Consider the following 15,999-nt stretch of genomic DNA (forward strand, 5'->3'; position numbering starts at 1 on the left):
TGGTCTCGGTCAGGGTCTGACCGTCGTTCAGCGCCTGGACCGCCGGCAGGGTGTTGTTGAGCTGATACGACCAGGTGCCGTCGCCGTTGTCCACGAGCTTGCCGTACTTGGCGTCGCCGGTGTTGATGACAACCGTGCTGGCGTCGGCGCCGAGCGTGTCGTTGGTCAGCACGTTGCCGGTGACCGGAGCGGTGGCGTCTTCCGTGACGGAGGCTGCGTCGTCGGTGGCCACGGGCGCCGTGTCGAGGATCTGGATATCCAGATTGTCGCGATGGGTCTGGCCCGCGAAGTCGGTGACGACCACTTCGAAGAGATCGTGGACCGAGTCGTCGCCGGCCGTGTGGTCGTCGGCGCCGCCCGTTTCTTGGTAGGAGTAGGTAATCTTGCCGGTGGATGCGTCGTAACCGGTGACGGTCAGGATGCCCTTGTCGGTGGTGATGACGACCGGGTTGGCGGCGCTGGCGCCGGTGACGTCCTTGCCGCCGACGGTGACGCTGGCGATGCCGGCTTCGGCGGAGACGGTCACGGAACCGGTGATGGTGTCGCCGGAGGCTTCGACCACGCTGTTGTGCGCGCTCGAGACGTTGCCGTCGCTATCCTCGGGAGTGATGACCGGCGGAGCGTCTGTCTGGCCCGTAATGGTGATGGTCAGCGTGGCGGTGCTCGTCGCGCCCTGGGCGTCGGCAACGGTGTAGGTGATCGACGTGGTCGCGGTCTGGCCGTCGTTCAAGTACTGGAATGCGGTGCCCGGATTGAACGTGTACGTGCCGTCGGCGTTGAGCGTGAAGGTGCCGCCATTGGAGCCGGCGACGGGCTTGCCGACATCGGCATCGATGCCATTGACTTGCGAGACATGGAGGGCGTCGCCATCGGGGTCGCTGTCGTTGCCCAGCACGCCTTCGGTACGGTGGTCGACGACCAGGACATTGTCTTCGCTGGTCGTGCCTTGGTCATTGGCGGCGACCGGAGCGGGGTTGCCCACAGTCCAGAGGAAAGTCTGGGAGACGGTTGCACCCGACTTGTCGGTGGCGGTCACCGTGATGAGGTATTCGCCCTTGACGCCCGTATTGGTGTGGTCGGACGCCCAGTTGGCGAACTGGCCGGTGAACGTGCCGGTGGTGGGGTCGAACTTCAGGCCGCCAGGAACATGGTCGACGGAGTAGACCAGGGAGTCGCCGTCGTCGATGTCGCTGAAGAAGCCGGACAGGTTGTAGTTGACGACATCCCCATCCATGTTGTCCTGGTTCTGCAGGGCGACTGCCGTGGGAGCGTCATTGGTGCCGGTAATCTCGACCGTCAGCGTGGCGGAGCTGGTGCCGCCTTCACTGTCCGTAACGGTATAGGTGATCGAGCTGGTTGCCGTCTGGCCGGCAGCCAGGTGCTGGAAGGCGTTGCCGGGGTTGAACGAGTACGAGCCGTCGGCGTTCAAGGTGAACGTGCCACCGTTGGAACCGGCGGTCGCCGTGCCCACATTGCCGCTGGCGCCGTTGACTTCCGAGACCGTCAGTTTGTCGCCGTCCGGGTCGACGTCGTTGGCCAGAACGCCGTTCTGGGCGTCGACGTTGAGCGTGGTGTCCTCGTCCGTGGTGCCGTTATCGTCGGCCGCCGTCGGGGCGGGGTTGGTGACGTCCCAGTTGAATTCCTGGGAGGTCGTGGCGCCGGACGGGTCGGTTGCGGTGACCGTGACGGTGTAGACGCCGTTGTTGCCGCCCTGCGAGGCGGAATGATCGATGGTGCCGGTGATGATACCGGTGTTCGGATCGATGGTCAGGCCGGGCGGCAGGCCCGTCGCGGTAAAGGTGAGCTTGTCGCTGGTATCCGGATCCGAGAAATGGGTGGAGACGTCGTAGCTCACGCCGGTCTGGGCGTCCACGCCCGCCGTGTCGGAAATGGCGGTCGAAACGGGACCGTCGTTGGTGCCGGTGATGGTCACGACCACAGTGGCTGTGGAAGTGGCGCCGCTGGGATCCGTGATGGTGTACGAGATGGTGCTGGTGGCCGTTTCGCCCACGGCCAGATGGCCGTACTCGTTGCCCGGCGTGAAGACATAGCTGCCGTCGGGGAGCACCGTGAAGGTGCCGCCATTGCTGCCGTTGACCGTGACGCCGGCCGACGTCATCGGACGGCCGCTGACCGAGACGATCGCCAGCGGATCGCCATCGGGATCCGAGTCGTTCGTGAGCAGGTTGCCGCGCACCAGGCTGTTCTGGTCGCCGCGGGCGGCGTCATCCAGCGCATTGGGCGCGTTGTTGACGGTTGTCGGCGTGACCGCATCGTCTTCTTCGCCGGAGGCGCCGGTACCCGACAGGCGGGGCAGCACATCTTCGCCGCGACTGGGGTTCGGGTAGGAGAGATCCAGCGGAGTGGTGGTTTCCAGAATGCGGGCCAGGCGCACGAAGCTGCTGCCGCCGGCATCGCCGCCGCCCGCCACGATGGCGGCAGTGGGATCCAATTCATCGAACGGGTCGCGGCCGTCACGCAGCGCGGCCAGGAGGCGGTCGGAGTCGGTGCCGGAGGGCGGGGCCACCGCGGCTTCGGAGGGGTCGGCCAGGGGGCCCGTCATTTCGCCATTGACCGCGACTTCGCGGCCTTCGCCGATGACGATCGGCATGCCGTTCTCAACCTGAAGCGAAACCGTGGCGCCCGACGCAGTGACGACGTCGCTGCCTGCGGGGACCTTGCTACCTTGATGCAGTTCGGTCAGAGAGCCGTCGCTATTGCGTATCCACGCGCGACCGGAGATTTCGTTGACGACTGCGGGAGAAGTGTTGGCCATGTTGGTTCCGTTTCAGGGAGTTATCCAAGATGGCCAGATACTAGATTGCGCCGCCGGCGCGGGATATTGTCCTCAAGGACAGTATCAGGAAGTAATTTTGATTTTGGCGTCGGCGGGAGCGGAAATGCCGTGGACGAGCAGGGCGAGCTGCAGGCGGTCGGTTACACCCAGCTTTTCGAAGACGGCTGACAGGTGGGCCTTGACCGTGCGTTCGGTAATGCCCAGCGCTTCGGCGATCTGCGCATTGGCCTGGCCGCTGGAGGCGTAGCGGGCCACGGTGATTTCGCGGTCGGTCAGCACGCCGCCATCCCACGAGGGCGTGTCCTGGGCGCGTTCCGCAACCAATTTAAGCAGCCGCGATACCAGGGAGCGGCCCATCCAGATGCCGCCGGAGGCGACGACCTCCAGCGCCTGCGACAGCGAAGCCGCCGAGGCATATCCGTGGCAGTAGCCATGCGCGCCGGCACCCAGCACCCGGGTGCCTTGCTCGTCGTTCGGGCTGGGGCTGGCGACGACCAGCTGCAGGTCGGCCAAGGTCGTGGGCCAGATGGGATCCTGCCAGGACGGCAGCCGAGGCAGGTCCGCATCCAGTACCGCCAGCGTGCGGCCCTGTTCGCGCCAGCGCTGCAGGTCGGCCAGGCCGCGCCCGCGGGCCGCCAGCCAGCGCGCCGGGTTCAGGCCGCGCCAATGCTGCCACAACAGGTCGTCGTGCGTAATCAACAGGACAGGAACGGGTTTCATAAAGCCTTGCAGCCCTCCTTTAACGTTCGGTAAAGGCATTCGCCTTGGCGCGCAGTATCGGCTTGAGCAGGTACTGCAGCACCGTGCGCTTGCCAGTCAGGATATGAACCTCCGCCACCATCCCGGGGATGATGGGCAACAGTTTGTCGCCTACCGTGCTGCGGTCGGTACGGACCCGCACAACATAGTAGGAATTGCCTTTCTCATCGGTCACGGTGTCCGCGCCGATCTGTTCCACCTTGCCTTCCAGGCCGCCGTAGATGGCGAAGTCGTAGGCGGTAAATTTCACTTCCGCCTTCTGGTCGGCATGCAGGAAACCGATGTCGCGCGGCAGGATGCGCACTTCGAGGAGTAGCGTGTCGTCCTTCGGCACGATCTCGATGATGTCCTTGCCGGGCTGCACCACGCCGCCAACGGTGTTGTTGAACAAGGTTTTGACGGTGCCCCGGACAGGCGCGCGGACCTCGGCCAGCTTGACCCGATCGGCCAGCGCCAGCTTGCCCTGGCGCAGCGTCGCCAGTTTCGTGTTCGTTTCCGAAAGTTCGTTGCGGGCCTGGTTGCGGATGTTCAGCTCGGCTTCCTGCAGCTTGCTTTCCGCCTCTTTGATAGAGGCCTGGAAGCGGTCGATCTGTGCCTCGGCGCCTTTTTGCTCACCGCAATAGCGGGCTACGTCGCGTTGCAGGCGCAGCAGGTCCACCTCGGATACCGCGCCGCTCTTGAGCAGCGGCCGGGTCACCTGCAGTTCGCGCGAGGTCAGGCCGCAACTGGCGGCGGCCTGGTCGCGCTTGGCGATCGTTTCGCGCAGGTCTTCCTGGCGTTGCTTGAGCTGTTCGCGCGCGACGTTGACCGTGGCATTCAGTTCGGTCGTGCGGGCCTGCCACGCATTGCGCTCCATTTCCACTAGCCCGGGCGCCTGTGCCAGGGCTTCTTCCGGCGCGACGAAGGGTTCGCCGGTGGCCAGTGCCTGCAGGCGGGCCGCCTTGGCCAGCAGGGACAGGTATTCCGCGTTGTTCTCGCCCAGCGACGAGGCGAATCGCGTGGAGTCGATCTTCAGCAGGATTTCCCCCGCTTCGACTTCCTGTCCCGGACGCACCAGGATTTCCTCGACGATGCCGCCATCGAGGCTCTGGATGATCTGGACCTGGCGAGAGGGCACGACCTTGCCTTCGCCACGCACGACTTCGTCGATGCTGCCGGTGCCGGCCCACAGCAGCAGCCCGCCGGTGGCCAGCAAGCTGACCCACAGCAGGATGCGAGAGCCGCGCGCCTGTGATTCATGAATGACCCATTCCGCGTTGCCGACATAGTCGGAGCGTTGTTGGGGCTTGCCCTTTTCGGTTCCGTCGAGCAGGCGGTCGAAGAAGAACACGAAGACGCCGCGCAGCTTGCGCCACAGGCTTCCAAACACACCGTGCCGGGTTGCGCCAGGATTGTTCAGCATGGTTTCCTCAGCTTCCCCGTCCGACGCGTCCTTGACGCAGTGCTTCGACCACTTGTTCCTTGGGACCGTCGGCCACGATGTGGCCGTTGTCGATCACGATCAGGCGATCGACCAGGTCCAGGAGGGCAGTGCGGTGCGTGACCAGCAGGATCGTCTTGGTGGCGCTGGCTTCACCCAGGCGTTTGCGCAGTTGCGCTTCACTCTGGTGGTCCATATTGCTGCTGGGTTCGTCCAGCAGCAATATGGGCGGATCGTTGATCAAGGCCCGGGCCACAGCCACCGACTGGCGCTGGCCGCCGGACAGGGATTCACCGCGCTCGCCGATCACCATGTCGAAACCGTCAGGGTGCAAATTGGCAAAATCGGTCACGCCCGCCAGGTTGGCGGCCGCCAGGATGCTGGCGTCGTCGGCATAGGGCGCGCCCATCGCGAGGTTGTGTTTCAGGCTGCCATAGAACAGCAAAGGATCCTGCGGCACATGGCCGATGGCGCGGCGCACGTCGGCCGGGTCGATCTGCCGGACGTCGACGCCGTCCAGCAGGACCGCGCCCTCGGTGGGTTGGTACAGCGCCAGCGCCAGCTTTTCCAGGGTGGTCTTGCCGGAGCCGATACGGCCGATGATGCCGACCTTTTCGCCCGGCTTCAGCTTGAAGGACACCTTCTTGAGCACCGGCTGCTTGCTGCCGGGATAGGAGAAGGTCACGTCGCGGAACTCGATGCCGCCATGAAACACCGGGCGGTGGAGGAATTCGGCTTCCGCCGGGCGTTCCACCGGCAGCTTCATGTAATTGTCGATCGACCCCAGCGAGGTGCGCGCGTTCTGGTATTGCATCAGCAGGCCGGCGACCTGGCCCAGCGGCGCCAGGCAGCGGCCCGCGATCATGGAGGCTGCGATGATGCCGCCCATGGAAATGGCGGACTCCTGTGCCTGGTAGACGCCGATGATCACGACCGAGATGGACACCAGTTGCTGGACGGCCTGCACGAACCCGACCGTCGAAGACGAAATCAGCTTCAGCTTGCCCCCGGTCAGGGCAATGTATTCGGTGGCGCGTTCCCAGTTGCGCTGGATGGAGCCCTGGGCATTGAGCGTCTTGACGGATTCCAGGCCGGTCAGCGCCTCGACCAGCGTCGCATTGCGCTGCGACGAAGCCTGGAACGAGGCCATGGTCAGGGATTCCATGCGGGCCTGCGCCGCAAGCGACACCAGCAGGATCAGTACGATGGCGACCAGGGGAGGCAGCACCATCCAGGGCGAGATCCAGGCCAGTGCCAGCAGGAACAGCAGGATGAAGGGCAGGTCGACCAGTGTGGTGATGGTGGCCGATGCGATGAAGTCGCGGATGGATTCGAATGAGCGCAGGTTGGCGGCGAAGGAGCCCACCGATACCGGCCGGCCTTCCAGGCGCAGGTCCAGCACGCGCTCCATGATCTGCGCCGACAGGCGCACGTCGACCCGCTTGCTGGCGCTGTCCACCACATGGGACCGCGCGGTGCTCAGGATCATGTTGAAAATCACGACCAGCGTGATGCCGATGGCTAGCACCCAGAGCGTCTCGACGGCGTTGTTCGGCACGACGCGGTCATACACGTTCATGGTGAACAACGGCATCGCCATGGCGAACAGGTTGATCAACAGGGCGGCGATCAGGGCATCGCGGTACAGGCGCCGGTTTTCCATGATGGCGGCCCAGAACCAATGGCGCTCGCGCACCTTGGCGACTTCGGGCGCGCGCGCGTCGAAGCGGAACTGCGGGCGCACAAAACACACCAAGCCGGTGTATTGCGCCGACAACTCGGCTGCGCTCATCTCCATTGAGCTGCCGCCAAGTTCGGGATGGCTGACGACATAGGTGTCGCCGTCTTTCTTCAGCAACAGGCAGGCGCGTTCGCCGTGGAGCAGCAGGATCGCGGGCAGCAGATCCTGAGAAATGCCCTCCAGCGTGCGCCGCACCACGCGCGCGGACAGCTGCGCGCGCGCGGCGGCGCGCGGCAGCAGGGCCGGGGTGAGACGGTGTTCTTCCAGCGGCAGGCCGGCCGACAGGGCCTGGGCCGTTGCCGTCACGCCGTGCAACCGGGTGATTTCCACCAGGCAGTCCAGCAGCGGATCGTCATGCGCCGCGCGCGCATCAGCGCGCCACTCCCGGGCCGCCATTTCAGATAACTTGTCCATCTTCGTCATCCAGCAGGTCCAGGTGTTCGGAGAGGCGCGCGCGCTGTTGCTTGCGCTGGGTCAGCTTTTGTTGAGCCTGTATAGGCAGGTCGGTCATACGCAAGGTGCCATTGGCGATCAGCGCGTCGATCAAGTCTTCCAGGACGCGGACAAAGTCCGCGTCCAGTTGTGAGAAGTCGTTGCCCTGTTTCTGCATATGGTCTCCTTGCGCTTGCGTCACCTAGGGTTTGGCCTTGGGCGAGTTTACCGGGATGAACGTGGGCGGCAGATTGCCCTCGTTGTATTGCACGCGCACCGGCGCCAGGCGGGCCGAGTCGGGGACCGTCGAATTGCAGAGCTTGATCACTTCGTCGGACACTTCGAGCTTGCCGTTTTCCTCGGGCATTTCGTTGCGGGCGGGCTGCAGCGAAAGCGCCGGCAGCAAGGTGTGAGACAACGACAGCCAGCGGTATTGCGCGAGCTGCAGGTCATACAGCGCGTTGGTCAAGGCGCGGCGCGATTCGAACAGTTCATTCTCGGTGTCCAGCAAGTCCAGCAGCGAACGCTGGCCGATCTGGAACTGTTGGCGATAGGCTTCGCGCACCTTCGTCGTGGCCACTTCGTGGTCGCGCAGGAACGGCAGCTTCTGGCTCAGGCTGGCGACGTTGTTCCAGGCGACGGCCAGGTCCTGCTGCACGTTGCGGCAGGTGTAGTCGCGGATGTCGCGCGCGGCGTAGGACTGCGCGGAGGTCTGGCGCACCCGGGCGGAGTCGGCGCCGCCGCGGTACAGGTTGTAGCTCATGACGACCTGGACGCTGGAGCTCTGGATGTCGCGGTTTTGCGGCGTGGGGTCGTTCTGGTCGCGTCCGGTGGAAGCCACGAACTCGAACTTGGGCGAGAAAGCGCCCTTGGACGAAGCGACGCCGGCCTGCGCGGCCTGCAGTCCGGCCTGCTTGGACAGGAAGCTGGGATTGCGGCGCAGGGATTCGTTGAAGTCGGCCGGCTTGACCGGCAGCTTGCTGGTGACGTCGGGAGTGGGCTGCATCGAATCGGGAGGCAGAGCACCCGTCACGCGTTGGAAACGCTGCTGCACGTCCAGCAGGTTGGCGGTCTCGGTCATCAGATTGGTCTGGGCCAGAGCCAGACGCCCGCCGGCCTGTTCCAGGTCGACGCGGCGGCCCACGCCGGATTCGGCACGCTCGTTGATCTGTTTGAGCGTTTCTTCGTGCAGGGTGTAGTTCTGGCGGGCCAGCAATTCCATGTCGCGGTAACGCTGCAGGTCGATATAGGCCTGCACCGCATTGAACGCGGTGGTGTCGCTGGTGGCCAGCAGATCGTAGAAGCGCGCGAGTTTGTCGAAACCCGCTTGCTTGACGTCGTTGCTCGTACGGAAGCCGTCGAAAATCAGCTGGCGCAATTCCACGCTATAGCCAGGGCGGCTCCAGTTCTGCGACCCGACGCCGGGCACGTTGTTGCGGTATTCGCGGCCCACATAACCTTGCGCGTTGATCTGCGGGAAAAACGCGCCGCGAGCGACGGCCTGGCCTTCCAGCGAAGCTTGGAAATCGTGGTACTTGGCCTGGATTTCAGGGTTGCTGAGCAGGGTCTGCTCGACGATCTGGTTCAGCGTGACCGCAGGTTGCCCGGCTGTGGGAGCCGATGACTGTGCAAATGCCGCAGGAACGAATGCCAGGGCAAGAACCGAAGTCGTGCTTTTGAGCAAAAACGAAGCCATAGTGATTATTCGCGAGTCGAGTTTAGGAATATGTGGCCGCCATATTGTGTGGAAATGTCAGATTTGACGAGTCAATATTTGTTAATTGTTGACGAAGTTTTCCATTCGGCAATTTGGGGTTCTTCGCGCATCATCTCTTAATTAGCTTGAATTTGCACTAATTTCGCTATATTCCAGATTTGTGATCTGGTTTAATGCTGGATAAATGCGGTTTATTGCGCTTTATTTCGCATATTGGGTGGCCGTGACGAACAATGATTATATCGGTTTGATAATTTTGTATCTGTTTTAAATGGCCGAATTTGTATCTGTAACTGTTTAGCGACAGAAAATTTGAATGCCGGAAACGGGGCGGATTGACGTCTTGCGATAGCCCAGCATGGTAGTGTTAGTACTAGTATGTAAGGTGCGGTTGTACTAGGTTGAGACCGTGTGCATAATGCGTTCATGCCGCAGTGGCCGGCGCAGCGGATCGGCTTTTCCTCCGCGCGCGGCACGAGCCGGATTGTCTATTTGCAGAGCGCATCCATGGCCCAAACTCTTTACGACAAACTCTGGGACGCCCACGTCGTCCACCAGGAATCAGACGGCACCTGTCTGCTCTATATCGACCGCCACCTGGTGCATGAAGTCACCAGCCCGCAGGCGTTCGAGGGACTGGCAATGGCCGGCCGCAAGCCGTGGCGCACCAGCGCCAACCTGGCGGTCGCGGATCACAACGTGCCGACGCTGAATCGCGCCCAGGGCATCGATGATCCGATTTCCCGCCTGCAGGTAGATACGCTGGACGCCAACTGCGAGAAATACGGCATCACCGAGTTCCGCATGAATGACCTGCGCCAGGGCATCGTGCACGTGATCGGCCCGGAGCAGGGCGCGACCCTGCCTGGCATGACTGTCGTCTGTGGCGACTCCCACACCAGCACGCACGGCGCGCTGGGCGCGCTGGCCTTCGGTATCGGCACTTCTGAAGTCGAACACGTGCTGGCGACCCAGACGCTGCTCATGAAGAAAGCCAAGAGTATGCTGATCAAGGTCGAAGGCGAGATGCCTTTCGGCTGTACGGCCAAGGACGTGGTCCTGCACATTATCGGCATCATCGGCACCGCCGGCGGCACGGGCTACGCCATCGAGTTTGCCGGCAGCACGATCCGCGCCCTGTCCGTGGAAGGCCGCATGACGGTTTGCAACATGGCTATTGAAGCCGGCGCCCGTTCCGGCATGGTGGCGGTGGACGACAAGACCATCGAATATTTCCGCGGCCGTCCCTTCGCGCCCACGGGCGTGCTCTGGGATCAGGCAGTGGGCTACTGGCGTACCCTGCACACGGACGAGGGCGCCAAGTTCGATGCCGTGGTTGAAGTCAATGCCCGCGATATCAAGCCGCAAGTGACTTGGGGCACGTCCCCCGAAATGGTGTTGCCGGTGGATTCCCGCGTGCCGGACCCCGATCGCGAAAAGGACGATGTCCGTCGCAGCGGCATGGAACGCGCCCTGCAGTACATGGGTTTGAAGCCCAACACGCCGCTGACGGATATTCGCGTGGATCGCGTGTTCATCGGCTCGTGCACCAATTCACGCATCGAAGACCTGCGCGCAGCTGCCGCCGTCGCGCGCGGCAAGCGCGTGGCATCCAATGTGCGCCAGGCCATGGTGGTGCCGGGCTCGGGCCTGGTCAAGCAACAGGCCGAGCGTGAAGGGCTGGACAAGATCTTCATCGAAGCGGGCTTTGAATGGCGCGAGCCGGGCTGCTCCATGTGCCTGGCCATGAACGCCGACCGCCTCGAACCGGGCGAGCGTTGCGCGTCCACCTCGAATCGCAACTTCGAAGGTCGGCAGGGGCAGGGCGGGCGCACCCATCTGGTCAGCCCCGCCATGGCCGCCGCCGCAGCCGTCGCCGGCCATTTCGTCGACGTCCGCACTTTCCGTTAAGCGTCAAGCACCGAGTATCGACATCATGCAAGCATTTACCACTCACGAAGGCCTGGTGGCTCCGCTCGATCGCGAAAACGTCGACACGGACCTCATCATCCCCAAGCAATTCCTCAAGTCCATCAAGCGCACCGGCTTCGGCCCGAATCTCTTCGACGAACTGCGCTACCTGGACCACGGCGAACCCGGCATGGACAACAGCAAGCGTCCGCTGAATCCGGATTTCGTGCTGAACCAGCCGCGCTACCAAGGCGCTTCGGTGCTGCTGGCGCGCAAGAACTTCGGCTGCGGGTCCAGCCGCGAGCACGCGCCCTGGGCGCTGACTCAGTTTGGCTTCCGCGCCATCATCGCGCCGTCATACGCCGACATTTTCTTCAACAACAGCTTCAAGAACGGACTGTTGCCCATCGTCCTGTCCGAGCTGGAAGTCGCCCGCCTGTTCGACGAAGTCAAGGCCTTTCCCGGCTACAAGCTGCGCGTCGATCTCGACCGCCAGGTCGTGGTGGCGGCCGACGGGCGCGAAATGGGCTTCGACATCGAGCCCTTCCGCAAGTACTGTCTGCTCAACGGCTTCGACGATATCGGGCTGACCCTGCGCCAGTCGGATAAGATCCGCGCCTTCGAGGCGGAACGCCTGGCTCGCCATCCCTGGCTGGAAAGCCGCCCCATCGCCTGACGCCCCATTTCTGACTACAGGATCGTTTTCGTATGACTCACAACATTGCAGTCTTGCCGGGTGACGGCATTGGCCCCGAAATCGTCGAACAGGCCGTGCGTGTCCTGAAGGCGCTGGATGTTTCCTTCGACATCAAGCAAGCGCCCGTGGGCGGCGCCGCGTTCGACGCGTTCGAGCATCCGCTGCCGCCGGCCACGCTGAACCTGGCCAAGGAATCGGACGCCGTGCTGTTCGGCGCCGTCGGCGACTGGAAGTACGACAGCCTGCCGCGCGAATTCCGTCCGGAACAGGCCATCCTGGGCTTGCGCAAGGCGCTGGGCCTGTTTGCCAACCTGCGTCCGGCCATTCTGTATCCGGAACTGGCCAGCGCATCGTCGCTGAAGCCCGAGATCGTCTCCGGCCTGGATATCCTGATCATCCGCGAACTGACGGGCGACATCTATTTTGGTACCCCGCGTGGCGTGCGTTCGTCGCCTGACGGCGCTTTCGCCGGCGAGCGCGAGGGCTACGACACCATGCGCTACGCCGAATCCGAAGTGCGCCGCATTGCGCGCATCGGTTTCGAATCGGCCCGCAAGCGCAACAAGAAGCTGTGCAGCGTGGACAAAGCCAACGTGCTGGAGACCTCGCAGTTCTGGCGCGACATCGTCATCGAAGTTGCGCGCGAATACCCCGACGTGGAACTGTCGCACATGTATGTCGATAATGCCGCCATGCAGCTGGTGCGCAATCCGCGTCAATTCGACGTCATTGTGACCGGCAACCTGTTTGGCGACATCCTGTCCGACGAAGCTGCCATGCTGACGGGCTCGATCGGCATGCTGCCTTCGGCTTCGCTGAATGCGGGCGGCCAAGGGCTGTACGAACCCAGCCATGGTTCCGCGCCCGACATCGCAGGCCAGGGCATCGCGAATCCGCTGGCGACCATCCTGTCCGCCGCCATGCTGCTGCGTTATTCGCTGAACCTGGCGCCGCAAGCCGACCGCATCGAGGCCGCCGTGCGGCGCGTGCTGGCCGACGGGCTGCGCACCGCGGACATCTTCGAGCCGGGCACGACCAAGGTCGGCACGGCCCAGATGGGCGACGCGGTCCTGAAGGCGCTTGCCTGACGTTTTCGGGTTCTGTCTGCCTACTCAAGGGGTGGCCCGGCCGGGCCACCCCTTGTCCATTGTTGCAGCAGCGCCTCGAAAGCATTTTGCACCCCTTGCGGCCCCTATTTTTTATAGCTGCGCCGCAACATCCGCCCGTGCATTCTGATAAATTGTTGAATTGCACGGCTTTTTCCCTTGGACCCTGGTCTCCACACCTTTAAAGAGCGATTGAAATGAATCAAGCAGTAGGCCTTGTCGGCTGGCGCGGTATGGTCGGCTCGGTGCTCATGCAACGCATGCGCGACGAGAACGACTTCGCACTGATCGAACCGGTGTTTTTCTCCACCAGCAACGCTGGCGGCGCCGCGCCCACTTGGGCAAATGGCGCTGGTCCGCTGCAAGATGCCTACAACATTGACGCTCTGAAAAAACTGCCGATCATCGTGACGGCGCAAGGCGGCGACTACACGTCCGAGGTCTACCCGAAGTTGCGCGGCGCGGGCTGGAACGGCATCTGGATCGACGCCGCAAGCACCCTGCGCATGGCCGACGACGCCATCATCGTGCTGGATCCGGTCAACCGTCCGGTCATCGACGCAGCCCTCAAGCGCGGCGTGCGCAACTTCATCGGCGGCAACTGCACCGTCAGCTGCATGCTGATGGGGCTGGCCGGCCTGTTCAACAACGACCTGGTCGAGTGGATGACCTCCATGACGTATCAGGCCGCTTCCGGCGGCGGCGCACAGCACATGCGCGAACTGCTGACCCAGTTCGGCGAAATCAACCAGTCGGTCAAGTCGCTGCTGGATGATCCCGCGTCGGCCATTCTGGAAATCGATCGCGGCGTGCTGGCCAAGCAAAAGGATTCCGCCCTGCCTCACGAGCACTTCGGCGTGCCGCTGGGCGGCAACCTGATCCCTTGGATCGACAAGGATCTGGGCAACGGCATGTCCAAGGAAGAGTGGAAGGGCGAAGTCGAGACCAACAAGATCCTGGGCCGCGGCGCTGCCTTTGGCACGCCTGCCACCCCGATCGACGGCCTGTGCGTGCGCATCGGCGCGATGCGTTGCCACAGCCAGGCGCTGACCATCAAGCTCAAGCGCGATGTGCCGCTGGACGAGATCGAATCCCTGATCGCCGAAGGCACGCAATGGGCCAAGGTCGTGCCCAACACCAAGGAAGCCACGGTTTCCGCGCTGACTCCGGTCGCCGTCACCGGCACGCTGGATATTCCGGTCGGCCGTCTGCGCAAGCTGTCGATGGGCTCGCAGTACCTGGGTGCATTCACTGTGGGCGACCAACTGCTGTGGGGCGCCGCCGAGCCGCTGCGCCGCATGCTGCGCATCGCTCTGGCCGAAGCCTGAGGCCAGAGCGGGCGGCGTCCGGCGCCGCCTGATCAGGCACGCTAGGCAATCAAGGGCACCTTCGGGTGCCCTTGCCGTTTGCGCGGCGTGGGCCCCGTGTCGGCGGAAAGGCGCGCGCAGCAGGCGCGTCCGGGGCCTTTCAGGTTTGTGAAATGCGCATGATCCATTACACTTTTCCCGTGAATTGATGCCTGTTCTCACCTATATGGCGTGAGCCGGCTCCAGCCCGCAAGTCGACTACAAGAACGGAATTCCAGCTTATGACCCAGCGTTCGCGCCAAGTGAAGCATGCCCGCCGTTTAAAAGCCCTTCAATGGGCGATTGCGCTGGCGATTGGCTCAAGCGTATGCAGTTCCGCCTTGGCCATGCGCGTGGGACATTCGCGGGTGGTTTCCGTGCCGGGCGCGCCGCTGCAGGCGGTGGTGGGACTGCAGGAACTGACGCCTGACGAGATCGCTTCGCTCAAAGTGACGGTGGCGGACGAAGCCGCCTGGCAGCGCGCGGGCCTGAAGCCGCCGGTGCCTTTGGCCAGCATGGTGGTCCGCGTCGAAGACGGCATGGACGCGTCGCGCAAGAATCTGCGGGTGCGGGCCTCGCAGCCACCGACAAGCGGCGCGGTGGATCTGTTGCTGGACATCAGTTCCAGCTCGGGGCAGCGCCAGGTGCAGGTCAGCATCCTGGTGCCGTTGCGCGGCACCAGCGCGGACGTGACGCCGGCAGCGGTCGGCACGCCCGGCCGCTCGGCCGGTTCGCGTTCGGTGAACGTGAAGTCCGGCGACAACCTTTTCGCCATCGCCCAACGCAATGCCGTACCCAACGCATCGGTGTATCAGATGCTGGTGGCCTTGTGGCGCGCCAATCCCGAGGCGTTCATCCAGAACAATATGAATCTGGTTAAAGCGGGGCAGCGCCTGACAATCCCTGACGCAGCCACCGTGCGTGCGGTGGACCCGGCGGAAGCGCGCCGCATCTTCAATGAACATGCTGAGGCATTCGCCAAGTACCGCGCGCGCCTCGGGGCGGCGGCGGGCGCGAACCCGTCCGTGGTCCAGGGGCAGGGCGGAGCGTCGGGCACTGTCGCACCGCCCGTTGACGCCGGCGTGGCAAGCGCCTCGCAGCCGCAGGATCGCGTGCGGCTCTCATCGGGGCAGGCGCAGGATGGCGCGTCCGCGCAAGCGGAGGCGGCAGCGGATGCCCGAACGTCTGCCGAGCGCGCGATGGCGGACGTCCAGGGACGCGTGAGCCAGCTGCAAAGCAATGTGGACGATTTGAACAAGGCGGTGGCCCAGCGAGGCGCTTCGGGCGCCGCAGGGTCTTCCGGCACGGCTGGCGCCCCGGATTCGGCCAGTACCACGGGCACGCAAGGCGCGGCGGGCGCTTCGGGTGGCACGGGCCCGGCAGGAACAGCGGGCGCGGCGGGTGCCGCCGGCGCGGCGGGGGCTGCAGGTACGGCCGGTGCTGCGGGTACGGCAGGCGCTCCGGGTACGGCAGGCGCCACGGGTACGGCAGGCGCCACGGGTACGGCAGGCGCCACGGGTACGGCAGGTGCCCCGGGTGCGGCAGGCGCCACGGGTGCGGCAGGTGCCCCGGGTGCGGCAGGCACCACGGGCGCGGCAGGTGTCACGGGAGCAGCAGGCGCCGCGGGCGTGGCAGGAACTGCGGGTGCAGGAGGTGCCCCGGGCGCGCCAGGCACGACGGGCGCAACTGGAGCGACTGGATCAACGGGTGCAGCAGCTGGGGGGGCTTCGCCCTCGGCCGCGTCGCCTGCCGAGGGCGCTTCAGCCGCGTCCTCGCCGGGCCAGGCTGCCGGTGCGTCCGCCGAAAAGGATCCCGCCTCGGACATGCCCGCCTGGCTGGCCGATAATCTACTCGTTATCGTTACCGCCGTGCTGGCGCTGATTGCGTTTGCCATCGCATGGCTGCTGCGCAGAGCTGGCGCCCGGCGCGGAGACGATGATGAGGAAACCTATGAATTCAACGAGCCAGCGCTGGATACGGCGGCGCTGAACCGCAAGCTCGGTAGCATCAATCTCGACCTGGACGAACCGCCCACGGACGAACCGCGCCGTGTCGGCGGGCCACGGGTTTGAT

11 protein-coding genes are annotated in these 15,999 nt (G+C 64.2%); 5 read left to right on the forward strand and 6 right to left on the reverse strand.

Annotation, left to right across the window (positions count from 1 at the left end; genetic code table 11):
- From CEY08_RS26210 to CEY08_RS26235, 6 genes are all read right to left on the reverse strand, one after another.
- Positions 1–2,776, reverse strand: a 2,776-nt coding sequence (locus CEY08_RS26210) for a retention module-containing protein (RefSeq protein WP_141099898.1), incomplete at its 3' end; no start/stop codon positions are given.
- Between the two features lie 84 nt (positions 2,777–2,860).
- Positions 2,861–3,517 (reverse strand): helix-turn-helix transcriptional regulator, encoded by a 657-nt coding sequence (locus CEY08_RS26215; protein ID WP_042792886.1) that lies wholly within the window; start codon positions 3,515–3,517, stop codon positions 2,861–2,863.
- A gap of 19 nt (positions 3,518–3,536) precedes the next feature.
- Complete coding sequence (locus CEY08_RS26220) at positions 3,537–4,958, reverse strand: HlyD family type I secretion periplasmic adaptor subunit (protein WP_063640494.1); 1,422 nt, start codon at positions 4,956–4,958, stop codon at positions 3,537–3,539.
- A gap of 7 nt (positions 4,959–4,965) precedes the next feature.
- The gene (locus CEY08_RS26225) at positions 4,966–7,131 is read right to left on the reverse strand and encodes a type I secretion system permease/ATPase (protein WP_076812425.1); all 2,166 of its coding nucleotides are present in this window, start codon (positions 7,129–7,131) and stop codon (positions 4,966–4,968) included.
- Entirely contained in the window at positions 7,115–7,327 is a 213-nt protein-coding gene (locus tag CEY08_RS26230) for a hypothetical protein (protein ID WP_042792889.1), read from the reverse strand. The genes CEY08_RS26225 and CEY08_RS26230 overlap by 17 nt, the downstream gene beginning before the upstream one ends.
- A 24-nt stretch (positions 7,328–7,351) precedes the next feature.
- The gene (locus CEY08_RS26235; protein WP_042792890.1) at positions 7,352–8,845 is read right to left on the reverse strand and encodes a TolC family outer membrane protein; all 1,494 of its coding nucleotides are present in this window, start codon (positions 8,843–8,845) and stop codon (positions 7,352–7,354) included.
- Positions 8,846–9,373: 528 nt separating this feature from the next.
- Between CEY08_RS26235 and leuC the strand changes: the two genes are divergently transcribed.
- The 5 genes from leuC to CEY08_RS26260 all read left to right on the forward strand — a co-directional run bounded on the left by leuC (position 9,374) and on the right by CEY08_RS26260 (position 15,998).
- Complete coding sequence (gene leuC, locus CEY08_RS26240; protein WP_042796903.1) at positions 9,374–10,777, forward strand: 3-isopropylmalate dehydratase large subunit; 1,404 nt, start codon at positions 9,374–9,376, stop codon at positions 10,775–10,777.
- Between the two features lie 25 nt (positions 10,778–10,802).
- Positions 10,803–11,453 carry a 3-isopropylmalate dehydratase small subunit gene (gene leuD / locus CEY08_RS26245; protein ID WP_042792891.1) on the forward strand — a complete coding sequence of 217 codons (651 nt, stop codon included), beginning with the start codon at positions 10,803–10,805 and terminating at the stop codon, positions 11,451–11,453.
- Positions 11,454–11,485: 32 nt separating this feature from the next.
- A complete protein-coding gene (gene leuB / locus CEY08_RS26250) occupies positions 11,486–12,562 on the forward strand; it encodes a 3-isopropylmalate dehydrogenase (protein ID WP_042792892.1) in 1,077 nt (358 codons plus the stop codon).
- 215 nt (positions 12,563–12,777) lie between these two features.
- A complete protein-coding gene (gene asd / locus CEY08_RS26255) occupies positions 12,778–13,908 on the forward strand; it encodes an aspartate-semialdehyde dehydrogenase (RefSeq protein WP_042792893.1) in 1,131 nt (376 codons plus the stop codon).
- A 260-nt stretch (positions 13,909–14,168) separates the two neighbouring features.
- On the forward strand, positions 14,169–15,998 hold the full coding sequence (locus CEY08_RS26260) for a type IV pilus assembly protein FimV (protein WP_076812428.1): 1,830 nt from the start codon (positions 14,169–14,171) through the stop codon (positions 15,996–15,998).
- Position 15,999: the final 1 nt, after the last annotated feature.

It is taken from the genome of Achromobacter insolitus (genome assembly GCF_002209555.1).
Taxonomy (GTDB): Bacteria; Pseudomonadota; Gammaproteobacteria; order Burkholderiales; family Burkholderiaceae_B; genus Achromobacter; species Achromobacter insolitus.

Coding starts and splice junctions, on each gene's coding strand:
- leuC (WP_042796903.1), top strand. CDS start 9,374: ATGGCCCAAACTCTTTACGACAAACTCTGGGACGCCCACGTCGTCCAC.
- CEY08_RS26260 (WP_076812428.1), top strand. CDS start 14,169: ATGACCCAGCGTTCGCGCCAAGTGAAGCATGCCCGCCGTTTAAAAGCC.
- leuD (WP_042792891.1), top strand. CDS start 10,803: ATGCAAGCATTTACCACTCACGAAGGCCTGGTGGCTCCGCTCGATCGC.
- CEY08_RS26220 (WP_063640494.1), bottom strand. CDS start 4,958: ATGCTGAACAATCCTGGCGCAACCCGGCACGGTGTGTTTGGAAGCCTG.
- CEY08_RS26215 (WP_042792886.1), bottom strand. CDS start 3,517: ATGAAACCCGTTCCTGTCCTGTTGATTACGCACGACGACCTGTTGTGG.
- CEY08_RS26225 (WP_076812425.1), bottom strand. CDS start 7,131: ATGGACAAGTTATCTGAAATGGCGGCCCGGGAGTGGCGCGCTGATGCG.
- leuB (WP_042792892.1), top strand. CDS start 11,486: ATGACTCACAACATTGCAGTCTTGCCGGGTGACGGCATTGGCCCCGAA.
- CEY08_RS26235 (WP_042792890.1), bottom strand. CDS start 8,845: ATGGCTTCGTTTTTGCTCAAAAGCACGACTTCGGTTCTTGCCCTGGCA.
- CEY08_RS26230 (WP_042792889.1), bottom strand. CDS start 7,327: ATGCAGAAACAGGGCAACGACTTCTCACAACTGGACGCGGACTTTGTC.
- asd (WP_042792893.1), top strand. CDS start 12,778: ATGAATCAAGCAGTAGGCCTTGTCGGCTGGCGCGGTATGGTCGGCTCG.